Source organism: Salinicola socius (genome assembly GCF_001937195.1).
In the GTDB taxonomy this organism is placed as follows: domain Bacteria; phylum Pseudomonadota; class Gammaproteobacteria; order Pseudomonadales; family Halomonadaceae; genus Salinicola; species Salinicola socius.
The window spans coordinates 26,967-43,938 of record NZ_MSDO01000029.1 but is presented as its reverse complement, the minus strand read 5'-3'; the positions used below and the strand labels follow the sequence as shown (position 1 = coordinate 43,938).

General features: G+C 64.6%; 11 protein-coding genes. 3 read left to right on the top strand and 8 right to left on the bottom strand.

Annotated features, from left to right (window positions below; translation table 11 throughout):
* Nucleotides 1–110: 110 nt before the first annotated feature.
* Genes BTW07_RS17575 through ptsP form a run of 3 tightly spaced genes read right to left on the bottom strand, consistent with a single transcriptional unit; the run spans nucleotide 111 to nucleotide 5,823 of the window.
* Nucleotides 111–1,952, bottom strand: a complete 1,842-nt coding sequence (locus tag BTW07_RS17575; RefSeq protein WP_244158437.1) for a PTS fructose-like transporter subunit IIB — start codon at nucleotides 1,950–1,952, stop codon at nucleotides 111–113.
* Nucleotides 1,949–2,914, bottom strand: coding sequence for a 1-phosphofructokinase (gene pfkB, locus BTW07_RS17570; protein WP_075571465.1), 966 nt, complete (start codon nucleotides 2,912–2,914; stop codon nucleotides 1,949–1,951). The genes BTW07_RS17575 and pfkB overlap by 4 nt, the downstream gene beginning before the upstream one ends.
* The gene (gene ptsP, locus BTW07_RS17565) at nucleotides 2,914–5,823 is read right to left on the bottom strand and encodes a phosphoenolpyruvate--protein phosphotransferase (RefSeq protein WP_075571464.1); all 2,910 of its coding nucleotides are present in this window, start codon (nucleotides 5,821–5,823) and stop codon (nucleotides 2,914–2,916) included. Before ptsP ends, pfkB begins: the two co-directional genes overlap by 1 nt.
* A 286-nt stretch (nucleotides 5,824–6,109) precedes the next feature.
* On the opposite strand from ptsP, the gene cra reads away from it, so the two are divergent.
* The 3 genes from cra to BTW07_RS17550 all read left to right on the top strand — a co-directional run bounded on the left by cra (nucleotide 6,110) and on the right by BTW07_RS17550 (nucleotide 9,636).
* Complete coding sequence (cra, locus tag BTW07_RS17560) at nucleotides 6,110–7,093, top strand: catabolite repressor/activator (RefSeq protein ID WP_075571463.1); 984 nt, start codon at nucleotides 6,110–6,112, stop codon at nucleotides 7,091–7,093.
* Between the two features lie 111 nt (nucleotides 7,094–7,204).
* Nucleotides 7,205–9,139, top strand: a complete 1,935-nt coding sequence (locus BTW07_RS17555; protein WP_244158436.1) for an alkaline phosphatase D family protein — start codon at nucleotides 7,205–7,207, stop codon at nucleotides 9,137–9,139.
* A complete protein-coding gene (locus tag BTW07_RS17550) occupies nucleotides 9,136–9,636 on the top strand; it encodes a GNAT family N-acetyltransferase (protein WP_075571461.1) in 501 nt (166 codons plus the stop codon). Before BTW07_RS17555 ends, BTW07_RS17550 begins: the two co-directional genes overlap by 4 nt.
* A gap of 82 nt (nucleotides 9,637–9,718) precedes the next feature.
* Here the strand turns inward: BTW07_RS17550 and BTW07_RS17545 are convergent, their stop codons facing one another.
* The 5 genes from BTW07_RS17545 to BTW07_RS17525 all read right to left on the bottom strand — a co-directional run bounded on the left by BTW07_RS17545 (nucleotide 9,719) and on the right by BTW07_RS17525 (nucleotide 16,723).
* The gene (locus BTW07_RS17545) at nucleotides 9,719–11,251 is read right to left on the bottom strand and encodes a SulP family inorganic anion transporter (protein WP_075571460.1); all 1,533 of its coding nucleotides are present in this window, start codon (nucleotides 11,249–11,251) and stop codon (nucleotides 9,719–9,721) included.
* A 143-nt stretch (nucleotides 11,252–11,394) separates the two neighbouring features.
* Nucleotides 11,395–12,054, bottom strand: coding sequence for a carbonic anhydrase (locus BTW07_RS17540; RefSeq protein ID WP_075571459.1), 660 nt, complete (start codon nucleotides 12,052–12,054; stop codon nucleotides 11,395–11,397).
* Between the two features lie 526 nt (nucleotides 12,055–12,580).
* Nucleotides 12,581–13,414, bottom strand: coding sequence for an MOSC domain-containing protein (locus BTW07_RS17535; RefSeq protein ID WP_075571458.1), 834 nt, complete (start codon nucleotides 13,412–13,414; stop codon nucleotides 12,581–12,583).
* A gap of 42 nt (nucleotides 13,415–13,456) precedes the next feature.
* Entirely contained in the window at nucleotides 13,457–13,906 is a 450-nt protein-coding gene (locus BTW07_RS17530) for a DUF4385 family protein (protein ID WP_208605433.1), read from the bottom strand.
* Nucleotides 13,907–14,122: 216 nt separating this feature from the next.
* Complete coding sequence (locus BTW07_RS17525; RefSeq protein ID WP_075571457.1) at nucleotides 14,123–16,723, bottom strand: TRAP transporter permease; 2,601 nt, start codon at nucleotides 16,721–16,723, stop codon at nucleotides 14,123–14,125.
* Nucleotides 16,724–16,972: the final 249 nt, after the last annotated feature.

The following is a 16,972-nucleotide window of genomic DNA, read 5'->3' as shown; positions in this document are numbered from 1 at the left end:
ACACGGGGTCGGCAACACGTAAAAGGCTGGCAACGAACGCGTCGTTGCCAGCCCGTGTTGCCGACCCGTCATTGTCAGACAATGTAGGACGCGATATCGACGATCGCGAATCAGGATGCCTGGCGAGTCTCCCCGGCAGGTTCGGGCATGGTCGCCATGGCGGACGCGGTACCGACTTCGCCACGCTTGAGCAAGGCGTAGCCGACACCGGTGATCACCGAGCCCGCAGCGATGGCCAGCAGATAGAGCAGCGCCAGGTTGACCGCGTTCGGAATCAGCAGCACGAACAGCCCGCCGTGCGGCGCCATCAGCTTGACCCCGAACCACATCGACAGCGCCCCGGTCACCGCACCGCCGATCATCGATATCGGAATCACCCGCAGCGGATCCTTGGCGGCAAAGGGAATTGCCCCTTCGCTGATGAAGCAGAGGCCCAGCACGAACGACGCCTTGCCCGCTTCGCGCTCGGCCTGCGCAAACCGGGTGCGCCTCAGGAACGTGGCCAGCCCCATGCCGATGGGCGGCACCATTCCCGCGGCCATGATCGCCGCCATCGGCATATAGGTCTCGGTCGACAGCAACCCGACGCCGAAGGTATAGGCTGCCTTGTTGACCGGCCCGCCAAGATCGAAGCACATCATCGCACCGAGCAGCACGCCCAGCAGCACGGCATTGGTCGATCCCATGTTGTTGAGGAACGCCGTCAGTGCCGACAGCAGTGCCGCCACCGGTGTGCCGACCACGTAGATCATGACCAGACCGGTCACCAGACTCGCCAGCAGCGGAATGATCAGAATCGGCTTCAGCGACTCCACGCTGGCCGGCAGCTTGACGTAGCGTGTCACCGCCTTGGCCGAGTAACCGGCCAGGAAGCCGGCCAGAATCCCGCCGATAAAGCCGGCGCCCAGGGTGGAAGCGAGCATACCGCCGATCATGCCGGGCGCGATTCCGGGGCGGTCGGCAATGGAGTAGGCGATATAGCCGGCAAGCACTGGCACCATCAGCGCAAAGGCGGTGCCGCCGCCGATCTGCATCAGCGCCGCCGCCAGCGTCCCCTCCTGCTCGTAGGCCTTGATCCCGAACACGAACGAGAGCGCGATACAGAGCCCGCCCGCCACCACCATCGGCAGCATGAACGAGACCCCGGTCAGCAGATGCTTGTAGAGCCCGCGCTCTTTCGCACTTTTCGGTGATCCGCCGCTGACACTTTTCTCGCCCCCTGCCGACTCCACGCTCGCTTCATCCAGTGCTTTCTGGATCGTCTGCTGCGGTTGCTTGAGCGCGCTGCCGGTAGACGTCCGATAGACCCGCTTGCCCGCAAAGCGCGCGTCATCGACCTCGATATCGCAGGCCAGCAGCACGACATCCGCCGCCTCGATATCCGCCTCGCCGATCGGATTCTGGGCGCCCACCGATCCCTGCGTCTCCACGTGAATCCGGTGGCCGAGCGCCCGCCCGGCCTGCGTCAGCGCCTCGGCGGCCATGAACGTGTGCGCCACGCCGGTCGGGCACGCCGTGACCGCGACGATACGTTTCGGTGCGGCTTTATCGGCGACCGCCATCGTCAGCGGAGCAGCGGGCGGCTCGCTGGCGATGTCGAACGCCGTCGCCTCACGGGCGGCGCGTTCGAGAAAGGCGTCGGGATCCGGCAGCGCCTGCTGGATCGGAGCCCGGTAGAGCCGTTTGCCCGCAAAACGCTCTGGCCGGGGCACTCGGGTCGCGGCCACGATGACCAGATCGGCCGCCGCGACGGCCTCCTCCGATACCGGCGTCACCGGCTCGAGTTCGCCATGCATCTCCACCTGGACCTGCCAACCGAGACGCTGCGCGGCCTGCTCCAGTCGTCTCGCGGCGAGAAACGTCGTCGCCATGCCGCTGGGGCAGGCGGTAATCAGAATGACGTTGTGGCGCTCTCCGTTCATCCGCTCCCCGTTCAAGGACTTGCCGTTCATGCCCCCCTCCTCGCGCGCGCTTCGCCGCAGCGGCTGACGCTCGTCTGTTGCAGTAATGTCTGAAAGTCGCTGGCGTGCGGGTCACCGACGCCCACGTGGCGCACCGCCTCCGCCGCCAGCGCCGTCGCCTGGCGCAGCGTCTCCTGCGGTGATAGATCCGCGATCACCCCATGCAGCATGGCGGCCAGCAGCGTATCCCCGGCCCCTACCGTACTTCGGACGTCGATGCTGGGCGGAATCGCCTGCCACTCGCCGCGCCGGCTGATCCACAGCACGCCTTCGGCGCCAAGCGACAGAATCGACTCCTCGATGCCGGCCGCGTGCAGACGCCGGGCGGCATCGACCTGCGTCGCTCGATCCGTCAGCGGGCCGCCGGCCCAATCGGCCAGCTCCTGTTCGTTGGGCTTGGCCGCATGGGGCAATACCGCCAGCGCCGCCGCCAAGGCCGGCCCGCTAGTGTCGACCCAGACCGGTATACCGCTGGTCTTGAGCGCCTGGATCAGCGCTGCCAACGCCTCCGGCGTCACGCCCGGCGGCAGGCTGCCGGTGACCACGACGGCAGCCGGGGCGCTGGCATCGCACCGCGCGGTCAGATCGGCGGTCAAATCGGCCAGTGCCTCGGCGGAGACCTCGAGCCCCGGGCCATTGACGTCCGTCACCCGGCCATCATCCTCGGCCAGCTTGGCGTTGATCCGGGTCTCGCCCGGCAGACGCAGGCTGGCGTCCTCGATCCCGTTACGCTGGCAGGCCTGGACGAAGGCCGTGTCGTTGTCCGCGCCCAGGAAACCGGACAACGTGACGCGGTGGCCCAGCGACACCAGTACCCGGGCCACGTTGAGCCCCTTGCCGGCCGCCGCCAGGTGCGACGATTGGGCACGATTGACCGCGCCCGGTTCGAGCTGGGGCAACTGGATCGACAGATCGAGCGCCGGATTGAGCGTCACCACCAGGACATCGGCCATCAGAGCGCCTCCAGCGCATCACGCACGGCCTGGCTGGTGGCTTGTGCCAGCGCCGTCTCGGCGTGCAGCCGCGCGGTTTCCTGGGTGAACCCGCGAAGGCGGGCCTTGACCATCGGCACCTGGCGCACCGAGACCGAGAGTTCGTCGACGCCGAGCCCGACCAGCACCGGCACCGCGGCGGCGTCCGAACCCAGCTCTCCGCAGACGCCGACCCACTTGCCCTCGGCATGGGCCGCGTCGACGGTCATCTGAATCAACCGCAGTACCGCCGGGTGCAGGCCATCCGCCTGCGACGACAGCTCGGGATGACCACGGTCGATCGCCAGGGTGTACTGGGTCAGGTCGTTGGTGCCGATGGAGAAGAAATCGACCTCGGCAGCCAGGCTCGGCGCCAGCAACGCGGCGGAGGGAATTTCGATCATCACGCCAACCTGAACGTCAGGGGCGCCGATCTCCTGCTGCAGCCGATCGACGATCGCCCTGGCCTGGCGGTACTCGTCGACATCCTTGACCATTGGGAACATGATCCGCAGCGGTCGGTCGCCGGCGGCGGTCAACAGCGCGCGCAGCTGGGTTTCGAGTACCTCGGGGCGGGTCAACGCCAAGCGAATGCCGCGCAGGCCGAGGAAGGGGTTGTCTTCCGCCGCCACCGGCCAGTAAGGCAGCGGCTTGTCACCACCGACGTCCAGCGTGCGCGCCACCAGCGGGCGGCCGTCGAGAGCATCGAAGGCGCGCCGATACTCGCCGATCTGCGTCTCCAGATCCGGCGCCTCGGGATGCGCCATGAACAGGAACTCGGTACGCAGCAGCCCGACACCCTCGGCGCCCTGCTCGACCGCGTCCGCGGCATGCGCGGTGTTGCCGAGATTGGCGGCGACTTCGATACGACGGCCGTCCGCCGTGCGCCCCTCTTCGAAGCGCAAACCGTGCGCGTCGCGGCGCAACCGTTCCAGTTCCTTGAGCCGCAGTTCGGCACGATCACGTCGCTCGGCACTGGGCCTCACGATCACCCGCCCGAGATCGCCATCGAGGATCAGCTCATCGTCGTTGGCAAGTGTCAGCGCCCTCGCTCCCGCACCCACTACCGCCGGGATTCCCAACGCCCTGGCCAGAATCGCGCTATGCGAAGTGGCCCCGCCCCGAGCCGTCAGTAGCCCGCGCACCTGCGCCGTATCGAGGCGCGCCACGTCGGAGGGGCCGATGTCGTCGGTGACCAGAATGTACGGGCGCTGTGGCGGCGTCGGCAGGGTCACGCCGCACAGCACACCGAGCACGCGGCGCCCCACGTCACGCAGATCGGCAGCACGCTCGGCCAGCAGCCGATCCGCCAGTACTTCCTGGGCGCGGGCGGCGGTATCGATCGCCTGCCACCACGCGGCTTCGGCGCTCAGGCCATCTCGCATGCCCTCGAAGGCGGCTTCGTGCAGTTCGGGATCGTCGAGCATCTCGGCATGCATTGAGAGAATCTCGGCCACATCGCCGCCCTTGGCGGTGCCGATCAGCGCACGTAGCTGATCACGCGCCTCAATCAGACTGGCGCGAAGCCGCTCGCGTTGGCGTTCGGCGTCGCCCTGTCTGTCCGGCGTCAGGTCTCGGGCCCGCTCGGGATAGTCGAAACGGGGGGCGCGCATGACGAAGACCGGGGCGATCGCCAGGCCCGGCGAGGCGGCGGTGGCGGGCAGAGCGGTATCGTCGGCGATGGGCGCCTGTGGCGTCTCACCCGCGGGCTCGGCCGTCGCGCCTGCCGCACCGCGCCGCGGGCCATGGCTTGCACTGCCGCTATCCGAGAGTGGCCGGACGGATTCACCGAGTCCGGCGGTGACGGCGGCCACCATCGACTTCAGCGCCATCTCGGCGCCATCGCCCTCGGCGGAAAAGATCAGTGTCTGCCCACGCCGAGCACCGAGCCCGATGACCTTGGTCAAGCTGGCGGCGGAGACAGTCTCTGCCGCGCCCTCCATCAGGCGCACGCGGACTGGCAGGGACTGCTCGCGGGCCGCCTGCACCAGCAATTTGGCAGGACGTGCGTGCAGGCCGTGGGCGTTGAGAAGCGTCACGCGGGCCGTCTCTGCACGACTCGACTCACCGGACAGACGTGCCAGCACGTGATCGGCATCGGCGTCGACCAGGGCTTCGCCTTCGCCAGCATCCAGCAGATCTGCCAGCCGTCCCAGCAGTTCCCGGTGCGCTTCGCCCTGCGCGGCGACGCAGAAGACCCCGTTGACGGCGCCACGGGGGCCGGTGAACGCTCGCTCCGGCGTGGCCAGTGCCAGCGCTGGCTGGCTGACGCCGACGGAGGCACTGACCAGCCACAGTCCCTGACCGAGGGAGACCGGCTCCTGCTCGGTGATGACGGCAACGAAACGCGCATCGACGCATTCGGCCTGGCGCAGCCGCGCAGCTGCCGCCAACGCCAGCTCGAACCGGTCCCGCGCCGGGAATCCCAGGCATAGCGTGCCGGCATCCAGCCGCGCCTTGACCTGCGGCCTGGCGAGCAGCGCGACCATCGCTTCGGCCGTATCGGCCTTGGCCAGCCGTTCGGCCACGCCCTCGTCGTCGAGCACGTGGGTCAAGCGGCGCAGCACGTCGAGATGCTCGTCGCTGGCGGCAGCGATCGCTACCAGCAGGAAGACCCGGTTGCCGTCGTGCCAGGTCACACCGTCGGGAAACTGCAGCAACCGCACGCCGGTTCGATGAATCTGGTCGCGACTCTCCGGCGTGCCGTGAGGGATGGCGATGCCACTACCGAGGAAGGTCGAGCCCTGCGCCTCGCGGGCATGCAACGCGTCGCGATAGCTCGCCTCCACCAGGCCGGCGTCATGCAGCGAGGCGGCAGCCTGATCCAGCGCGTTCTGCCAGCTGTCGGCCTGGCAATTGAGCGCCGCGTCCTGCGGCTGGAGGGTCAGCATAACGATCTCTCCGAAGGGTCATTCGATGCACGCAGCATGGTCCGTCAACGCCTTCCAACGCAATCGACGCTGCGTAAGAGCGGCATTTTGCCGGTTGCTGAATCGTGTCACCTGGATGAGTGACATGCTCGCCGTTCGCGATCGATTTGACAAGCTAGACCTTCGGCGCAAGCGATGCCGGGGCGCTGCGCGTCACGATCGGGCTGGGCCAGAAAAGCCCGACGAGGTATCGTTCCAGGCTGGCCGGATGCCTCCCTATCGATCATCGACGTTGCAGGAGCCTTGCATGAAGCTTGCCGATATCGCCCGTCTGGCCGGCGTTTCCCGAACCACCGCCAGCTATGTGCTCAATGGCCAGGCCAGGACGCGGCGCATCAGCCAGGCCACGGTGGAACGCGTCCTGGCCGTCGCCAGCGCCCACGATTATCGAATCGATGCCCAGGCGGCCGCGCTGCGCGGGGGGGACAGCCGAACCCTGGGCCTGATCGTGCCGGATCTCGAGAACGGCAGCTACGCGCGTCTGGCCAAGCGGCTCGAGCACGGCGCTCGCCGGCAGGGCTACCAATTGCTGATCGCCGGTTCCGACGACGACCCCGGCAGTGAACGCGAGGTCGCAAAGTCGCTGCGCGCTCAGCGCTGCGACGTGTTACTGGTTGCCAGCAGCCTGAGCCCCGAGGATCCGTTCTATGCCGAACTGATGGCACAGGGGCTGCCGGTCATCGCCATCGACCGCCCGCTGGATCCTGAGCGGTTCGTCAATATCGTCACCAACGGCCGCGCCGCCGGCGAGATGTTGACCCGCTCGCTACTGGCCGAGGGTATCTCGGACGTGGTGTGGCTGGACGCGGTGCCGGATCTGTCGATCAGCGCGGAGCGACGACGCGGCTTCCTGGATGCCTTGGTCGACGAGTCCCAATGTCATCCTCGGTGTCTCAGCGGCGAACGCTATGACCGCGATAGCGGGGCACGACTGATGCGCAGCCTGCTGAACGACGGCGGCTTGCCGGATGCCATCGTGACCGCGTCCTACACGCTGATGGACGGGCTGCTCGACGTACTGCTCGAGCACGGCGCCCCTCCCGATACGCTACGACTGGCCACTTTCGGCGATGATCGGCTGCTCGATTTTCTGCCCTGCAAGGTCAACTCGCTACCGCAGGATCATGACCGGGTCGCCGAGCAGGCATTGGCGAGAGCCATGCAGGCGGCCCGCGGTGAGTACACCCCGGGGGTGGACGTGATCGACAGAACGCTCAAGCGGCGGTGTTGAGAGCCTGCCTGGCGGCGTGACATCGTGCGTCGCCCCTCGAACGCGCGCTTCATGGTCGCCGTATAGCGGCTGAAGTATGCTTAGCCCATCGACGCTTTCAGGAATGACGACTTGTCAGACGATCTCCCCGACATTCTGGCCGGCCCCCTACTCCGCCGCGCCGCGCCCCGTCGGCTGGTGTTGTGGTTGGCCGCCTCACGCGCCCTCGAACTCCAACTGACGCTGAGCTCTGACGAAGGCGACCGAACCCATGATCTGTCAGCGGCGACGACCCGGTTGGCGGTCGGTACCCACGCGCACCTTCATCTGATCGATCTGCAGCTGGACGATCCCCTGCCTCTGGATGTCGTGATTGGCTACGACCTCGCCTATCGTGTGGCTGCGGAAGGGGAATGTTCCGAATGGGAAGGCGCCGGCTGGCGCTCGATGCGCGACTGGGGCGAGTCGCTGTGCTACGACGGTGAGCCGCTGCCGACCCTGGTGTTGCGCTCGCGCTACGACAATCTGCTGCATGGCTCCTGTCGCAAGCCTCACCATCCCAGTCAGGATGGCCTGGTGCGCGCCGATCGCTGGCTGAGCGAGCGCCACCGAGACAGCGCCGCCCGGCCCGCAGCGCTGCTGATGACCGGCGATCAGATCTACGCCGATGATGTGGCCGGCCCGATGCTGGCCGCCATCCATTCGCTGATCGCCCGCCTGGGGCTCCACGACGAGTGCCTGGAAGGCACGGACATCGCCAGCGGCAGCGAGTTGTATGCCCGCGACGAGACCTACTACCACCGAGATGATCTGCTGCCGGCCATTCGATCCACCGAGGCCCTGCGCGAGAAGTTCTTCGGCGGCGTGCGCAAGCCGATCTTCACCACGGCCAGCGCGGAAAATCACCTGATCACTTTCGCCGAACTGCTGGCGATGTACCTGCTGGTATGGTCTCCGACGCCATGGCGGCTGATCGAGGTGGAGATGCCTCAACTGGCTGCCGAGGAGCTGGACCGTTATCGCGGCGAGCAGCAGCATATCGACGCTTTCGTGGCGGGGCTCCCTGGAGTGGCACGCCTGCTCGCCCATCTGCCCACCCTGATGATCTTCGACGATCACGACGTCACCGACGACTGGAATCTGTCCGCCGCCTGGGAGGCTGCGGTCTACGAGCATCCCTTCTCGCGCCGGATCGTGGGTAACGCGCTCATCGCCTACCTGCTGTGTCAGGGATGGGGCAACGATCCGGACGGTCTGGCCGAACCGCTGGAGGCCTGCCGTGCCTGGATCGACTCGGCCAGCGCCAGTGGCCGGCTCGACTGCGAGAGGCAGAATCAGCTCGTGACGCAGCTGCTCCGGTTCACCGGCTGGGGCTACACGATCGATTCGACGCCCCGACTGGTGGTACTGGATACGCGTACCCGGCGCTGGCGCAGCGAACGCCGCCTGCATCACCCCTCGGGGCTGATGGATTGGGAAGCGCTGAGCGAATTCCAGCAGGAACTGCTCGAAGAACCTTCGGTGATCATCGTCTCCCCGGCACCGATCTTCGGGGTCAAGCTGATCGAAGGCATTCAGCGCGCGTTCACCTGGTTCGGCAAGCCGTTGCTGGTCGACGCGGAAAACTGGATGGCGCACCCCGGCGCCGCGCACACCATGCTCAATATCCTTCGGCACAGCCGCACGCCCCAGCGCTACGTGATTCTCTCCGGCGACGTGCATTACTCCTTCGTCTACGCGATCACCATTCGCCAGCGTCGCAACAGTCCCCGCATGTGGCAGATCACCAGCAGCGGCCTCAAGAACACCTTCCCCGATACCCTGCTCGACTGGTTCGATCGCCTCAATCGCTGGCTCTACGCGCCCTGGTCACCGCTGAACTGGCTCACCAAACGGCGGCGCATGGCGGTGGATCCCTACTATCCCGAGCGCGCCTCGAAAGGTGAACGGTTGTGGAATCGGGCCGGCGTCGGCCAGATTCTGCTCGACGATCAGGGCGCACCGTGCGAAGTGACCCAACTGGGCTCGGACGATTGCGACACCCGTTTCCACGAGGCCCACCGATGAGCATACTGCGCGAAGCCAGACTATCGGACCTGCCGGCCATCGAGGCTCTGGTCAAAGCTGCCTACGGCCATTACGTCGATCGCATCGGCAAGATCCCGGGGCCGATACGTGACATCGATGACCACCGCTATGCGCACCATATCGAGGCTGGTCACGTCAGCCTGCTATTCGATGACGTGACCAGCAAAAAGAGCGTCGATGCGGACAATGGCGATGAGCCGGTGGGTCTTCTGGTATTGATTCCCCAGCCCGATACGCTGCTGCTGGATAACGTCGCCGTCGCTCCCACGGCTCAGGGACGTGGATTCGGCAAGGTACTGATGCAGGTCGCGGAGGCGCGGGCCCGCCAACTCGAATTCGATAGCATCACGCTCTATACCCAGGAGCTGATGCACGACAATCTGGCGATCTACCGACGCTACGGTTACCTCGAAACGCGTCGCGTCAGGGAACGGGGTCTCGACCGCGTCTATTTGCGCAAGCCACTCATCGAATGACACCGGCAGAAAGGCAGCAGAAAAACCGCCGCGTCCTTTACGGCACGCGGCGGTCGGTATTCCGGTCGTCATGATCTACCGATCAGGCGGTGCGGGCGATTCCCGAGGGTTCGACATCGCCGAACGTACCGGTGGTCCCTTCGACGTCGCGCAGTTCGACCACGATCCCCCGGGCCGCTGCATTCTCTACGAAGCGGTCGATATCCTCGCGAATATCCGGATCGATATAGTTGGCACCGATGGCATCGATGATCAGCTCCCCGTTATCCGGCACGGCATCGAGGCACTGCCGCATCTCCTCGCGATTGAGAAACGAAACGTCCTGCTGGAACTTGAGCAACATGTGCTCACCACGCCGGGTGCAGGCGATTGCCGAGCGGTAACCCGATTGCAGCAGGAAGTAGAGACTGCAGACCAGCCCCACCAGCACGCCCATCAGCAGATCGGTGGCGAGAATCGTGATCACCGTCACGGTGAACGGGATGAACCGACGCATGCCTTCGCGGTATTGATCGAGAAACAGCGCCGGCCTGGCCAGCTTGTAGCCGGTGTGCAGCAGGATCGCTGCCAGCGTCGCCAAGGGAATCAGCTCCAGCCACATCGCCAGGAACGCCACGCTCACCAGCAGCAGGCTGCCGTGGATCAGGCTCGACAGCCGGGTGCGGCCACCGGCATTGGCATTGGCGGAGCTGCGCACGATCACCGCCGTGACCGGCAGCGCGCCGACCAGACCGCAGACCACGTTACCGATGCCCTGTGCCTTCAGTTCACGGTGAGGCGGCGAGTGACGCTTGAGCGGGTCGAGCTTGTCGATCGCCTCGAGACTCAGCAGGGTTTCGAGACTGGCGATGATGGCGATGGTGATGGCGACGGTGTAGACCGCCGGATTGGCAAGCGCCTCAAGGTCGGGATGAGTCATCTGCCCGATCAGTTCCGTCGGACCGGATAGTCCGCCCAGGTCGATATGGTGTCCCGCCCCCAGCGCCCAGCCAGGCATCGCACCGCCGACCAGACGATCGATGACGATACTGCCGATGACCACCAGCAGCGGGCCCGGAATCAGCGCCAGCGCGCGGTGGCGTTTGATGATCGGCTGCTCCCACAGCACCAGCAGGCCAAGACTGAACAGCGCGATCAAGGTCGCCAGCGGCGAGATGTCGCTGAACAGCGCCACCGGGTCGGTAATCGCCGGCATGTCGTCCAGCGGGTGACCCAACGCCATCGGGAACTGTCCCAGCACCAGAATCAGGCCGATACCCGCCAGCATGCCCTTGATCACCGAGGTCGGTACGAAGGCACCGATTCGCCCCAGCTTGAACACCCCCATCAGCAGTTGCAGCACCCCGGCCAGTATCACCGCGATCAGGAACGCGCCGAAGCCGCCGAGCTGCTCGATCGCGTCCAGCACGATCACGGTCAATCCCGCGGCCGGACCACTGACGCTGAGCGCGGAGCCGCTGAACATCGTCACGACCAGGCCCCCCACCATACCCGCGACGAGACCTGCGATAGGCGGTGCCCCGGACGCCAGCGCAATTCCCAGACAGAGGGGAATCGCGACCAGGAAGACGACGATCCCCGCCGGGATGTCACGGGAGAGATGTCTAAAGGACAAGGTGCCGGGTTTATCGTGAGGTGTCGACGTCGTCGACGTTGCGGGTATCGTTTGTGTCGATGTCGTCTGCGCGGATGTCGTCTGTCTTGATATCGTCATTGTCGTGTCCTCGAATCCATGAGCCACAGCGTGGAAGGAGTGGGCTAGCCGGCCGCGGCGCGCAGCCAGCTCTGTTGCGCAGGCTCAGCCTCCGCCCCATCGGGATCACGACGACAGACCTCTTCCAGAAGCCCGCTCGCCAGATCGTAGACCCACCCATGCAGGCTCGGCGCCCGACGTTCACGCCAGCTATCCGTGACCAGACGCATGCCGGAAAGCCGTTCGACCTGCGCGCTCACGTTGAGCTCGACCACGTGGTCGACCTGCTCGCTCAGCGCCGCGAATGTCTCGAGCTCTGGGCGACGCTCGGCGACCAATCGCTTGACCTGTCCGAGGTGCCTGTCGACGTAGGGCAATGCCTGCAGGGCGTCCCCGCCGCTGACTGCCGCCTGAATGCCGCCGCAGCCGCGATGGCCACAGACGATGATGTGATCCACCTTGAGCGCGTTGATCGCGTACTCGAGCACGCTCGACACGTTGGCGTCGTCTTCATGCACCAGATTGGCGATGTTGCGATGGATGAAGAGTTCACCGGGTTTGGCGTTGCAGATCTGCTCTGCCGGTACGCGACTGTCGCAGCAGCCAATCCATAACGCGGCAGGCGATTGCCCCTGGTGAAGCCGCTGGAAGATTTCCGGATCGGAAGCCTTCATGTCATCGGCCCAGGCCCGGTTCTCGAGTAACAGTCGGTCGAAGAATTGCATGGTGGCACTCCCGTGCGGTGGTGATCGTCGAGTCCCTCGGTCCATCGCAAACCGCTCGATGTTCGAGGGCGATCCAGTGACAAGGATTGTCGGCCTGAGCGCAGCGTCATCTCATCGACTGACGAAAGACTCATGGAACGAACGACGCATGAGACGAAAGGCGCAGGCTGCACTTTTAGTCGTAAGGCGCGGGGGTAGGATCGAGCAAGCAAAAACCGCTTTGCAGGCTGCAAATTTTGTAAGGCTACGTGATTGAATGTTGATTCAGAAAAACGTGATGATGGACACCAGATGACACCAGGTAGTGGCCGAACGGCGAGCGCCGACTGTCAGCAAACGTAAAATGGGGCTTTCAGGGCAGGGACGGTCGTGTAGATGAACCCTGCATGACAGCGGGCTTCATGGGCGGCGACGGGATAGCGGACACATCAAAAATTCAACAACAACTAATGTAACAGAACGCTCGACAACCTGACGCGAAGATGAACCGGTTTACATCCATCATCTCTCTTGCCGAGCATGAACGTTACCGATCGATAACGTTCATTGCCGGTTCACCTTGGCTCGAAAATTCCAGTACCTCGATCGGGTCGTCGACGCCGATCTCACCGCTGTTTTCCGCGACGAGATTCTGCCCGAAATAGACCTTGCCCTTGTCGCCTCGACGATAGCCCGCCAGGGTCTTGAGCGGCTCCTTGTCGGCTCTCTTTTCCCCCTTGGCGGGATCCACCGTCACCATGGCGCATCGGGCACAGGGGGCATCGATCCGGAACGTGACCTCGCCGATCCGGATACGCTTCCAGCGATCCTCCGCGTAGGGCTCGGTGCCGGCCGCGACGAGGTTGGGGCGGAACTGCGCCATCACGTGAGTTCCATCATTACGTCCATTGAGATCCTCCAGAGAGGCCTCGGAAATCAGCAGCAGCGGATAGCCATCGGCAAAACTGACTCGCACGCCGAGCGATTCCCGGTAACGCGGCGAGCGCTCACCCAGCCACAGCAGCCGCGCGGGCTCCCCGGCGGCCTCACTGAACCACTTGTCGAGGGAATCATTAGTGGTCTTGGCCGCAAAGGCATCGGTCCACACTTCGGTATCGAAGGGTTGCACCGAGAACTCCTGGCGCGCCACGTCCACTGGCGGCAGCGTGTTGTGGGTCAGGGTCAGACGCTCCCCGTCGAACTGCGCCCTCACCAACTGAAGTCCGGGATGGGTGCGCGCCGTGAGGAAAGTGCCGTCGGGCTTGACCACCATGAACCGGCGGTCGCCGACAAGGCCTTCTTCCTCGACACGAGCGCGCTGTAGCGATGAGCCAGCGGTGGATTTGATCGGATAACGATGAATGGCGGCAAGCGTTGGCAAGGGGGGCTCCTGTCAAAAAATGATCGCTGGAATCGGGTGGGATCAGCGTTTGGCGGATCTCAGGCGACGCTGGTATTCCCGCTTGGCCCGCTGATAGACGTCATCGGCACGCACCTGATCCAGCTTCTCACGATAGTGCTCGGCAATGCGCGCTTTCTCGGCGTCGGCGTTGCTCGGCTGACGCAGGCGGCCCTCGGCATCCTTCTTGCGCCCGCCGGGATAACGCGCGTAGCGACGCGCACGGGTATAGCCCATCTGAAGGTATTTCCGCGCCATGTCCATGCCCACGAAATCATTTTGTCCACGATAATCGCGATAGCGCGCGTACAGGTCGGCGACGGCCTGCCTGGCATCGGCCTCGTTGCGGATCGCCCATAGCGGAAGCAGTTCACCCTTGTAGGGATGGACATGGAACACACCACGCTCCCCGTGACCGATCCGGTAGCATTCGGGATGCTGGCGATAATCGATGGATGCATCGGGAAAGCTCACGATCACCTCGTTCACATTTGCCGCAGGATGGCTCGACAACAGCGGCGCAGTCGGCCCGTTCGAGAGAATTCATTCGGCAGAGCCGGTTCAGTAACGCTCGTGCAATCGAATCCGCCGGGTAAAACCCTCTGAGTGAAGCCCGCCCGTCACGCCGAGACAAAAAAACGGCCGTCTCGGATGAGACGGCCATCATGTTGCCACGTCTGCCATTCCGCGTCAGGCAGTCGCGATCGGTTCCGGCTTGTTGGCCTTGGGTTCACGCCGACGTCGCTGCAACGCGACGACCAACCCGAACAACAGCAGCGCCGGAATCCACATCAACTCCTTCGGCATCTGAGACGTCGGAACGCGCACCGTCACGATCTGCTGATCGAAATCGAAGCCCAGCTTTTCCGCCTGGCTGCCGAAATCGGTCATGTCGACCAGCACCTTGCCGTCTTCTTCCATCAGATGCAGCCCCAGGCTCTGCAGGCGCTCGGCGCCGGTATCACCTTCGGTCGCCGGCACCTGAATCACGAAACTGGTCGGCGCGCCGTAGGCATCGAAACCATCGATGCGCGTCATCAGATGATCGTTGGGCCCGATGTCGCCCAGCGCCTGCTCGAACTGCGCCGGCGGCACCTCTTGGTAGGGCGCATCGATCATGTCCATCCAGAAGCCGGGGCGGAACAGCGAGAAGGCGATCAGCAGCAGCAGCAGGCTCTCGTACCAGCGACTCTTGACCAGCATGAATCCTTGCGTTGCCGCCGCGAAAATCAGCATAGCCGCCGTGGCCACGATGAAGATGATGACGCCGTGCAGCCAATCGACATTGATCAGCAACAGATCGGTATTGAAGATGAACAGGAACGGCAGCGCCGCCGTTCTCAGGCTGTAGTAGAACGCCTGGAACCCGGTCCGGATCGGATCCGCGCCGGAGATCGCCGCCGCGGCGAACGAGGCGAGTCCTACCGGCGGCGTCACGTCTGCCATGATGCCGAAGTAGAACACGAACATGTGAACGGCGATCAGCGGTACGATCAGGCCATTCTGCTCGCCCAACTGAACGATGACCGGCGCCAGCAGCGCGGAAACCACGATGTAGTTGGCGGTGGTCGGCAGACCCATGCCCAGGATCAGGCTCAGAACCCCGGTGAGCAGCAGCATCAGCAGCAGGTTGCCCATCGATAGTGTCTCGACCAGGTCCGCCAGCACCAGGCCAACCCCGGTCTGGGCAACGGCGCCGACGATGATGCCGGCGGTCGCCGTGGCAATACCGATGCCGATCATGTTGCGGGCGCCATCGATCAGACCGTCCCAGAGGTCCATGCCGCCGCGCTTGATGTCGTTGACCAGATCGCTTTTGCCCCGGAATAACGCGTCGACCGGGCGCTGGGTCAGGATGATGAAGATCATGAAGGCGGTGGCCCAGAAAGCCGAAAGCCCCGGCGACAGACGCTCCACCATCAGACACCACACCAGCACCACGACCGGCAGGATATAGTGCAGCCCCACCATCACGGTGGGTTTGGTGCGCGGCAGCGTGGTGATTTCAGAATTGGGGTCATCGATTTCCAGCGGGGGATAGTTCGAACCCAGCTTGATCAGCCCCACATAGACGGCGGCAAGCAAAAGCGCGATGACCCAAGGCGCGCTCTCGCCCAGCGCGGGCTTGAGCCAGCCGAGGCCGTAATAGACGATGACGGACATCAGCATCAATCCGACCAGACCGGTCAGAAACCCAATAATCTTGTTGAGCCACGGACGCTGCGGGTTGCCGCTGGGCAGCCCCTGCATGCCCGCCTTCATCGCTTCGAGATGAACGATGTAGAGCAGCGCGATATAGGAGATCACCGCCGGCAGAAAGGCATGCTTGATCACCTCGAGATAGGAGATGCCCACATACTCGACCATCAGAAACGCCGCGGCCCCCATGACGGGCGGCATGATCTGACCGTTGACGGAGGAGGAAACCTCGACCGCGCCGGCCTTGGTGGCACTGAAACCGACACGCTTCATCATCGGAATGGTGAAGGTACCGGTGGTCACGGTATTGGCAATCGAAGAGCCGGAAATCAGGCCGGTGAGGCCGGAGGCGACAACCGCCGCCTTGGCCGGACCGCCGCGATAGTGGCCCAGCAGCGAGAACGCCACCTTGATGAAGTAGTTGCCGGCACCCGCCTTGTCGAGCAGCGCGCCGAACAGCACGAACAGGAACACGAAACTGGTGGAGACCCCCAGCGCGATCCCGAACACGCCTTGCGTGGTCAGCCACTGGTGGTTGACCAGACCCGAAAAGCTCACGCCGCGGTGGGCCAGAATGCCCGGCATGTAAGGCCCGGCCAGCGAGTAGACCAGAAAGATCAGCGCGATGATCATCAGCGGCGGGCCGAGCGCGCGGCGCGTCGCTTCGAGCAGCAGCACGATCCCTACCACGCCGACGACCACATCCTGCAGGATCGGCGCGCCGGGGCGTTGTGACAGCTGCGCGTAGAAGAAATAGAGATAGGAGGCACAGAACGCCGCCACGATAGCCAGAATCCAGTCGGGAATCGGCATGCGTTCGCGGGGCGAGCGCTTGAACGCCGGGTAGGCCATGAAGGCGAGAAAGACGGCGAAGGCCAGATGAATGGAACGCGCCTCGGTGGCACTGAAGACACCGAACCCGACGATAAAGGGTAGCGGCGACGCGATCCACAGCTGAAACAGCGACCATAACGCCGCCACACCCAGCAGGATGCGGTTGGGCGTTCCGGTCAGCTTGCGACCACCGGTGTCGGTCGCGGCCAGTTCATCCAGCTTGGCCTGATCGGGGCCGGAAGGCTTGTTGTCGGTCATGAGCAGATCCTGACTTGAGAAAACACTGAATCATTGCCTGCGCTAGCGAATCACTACGTTGCGCCTCATCTTGCACGGCGAGTGAGTCAGCGCTCCCTTGGCAGCCGGTAGGCGATAAGGACATCCACAGGACATCATTCCGCGCTTGATTCGATGCGACGATCGGCGTCGCGGGGTATCGATCCAACGGCGCGGCGGTTGTCACCAACCACCGCGCCAGGTGTCAACGCAATTCCGTCGGAATGGCGC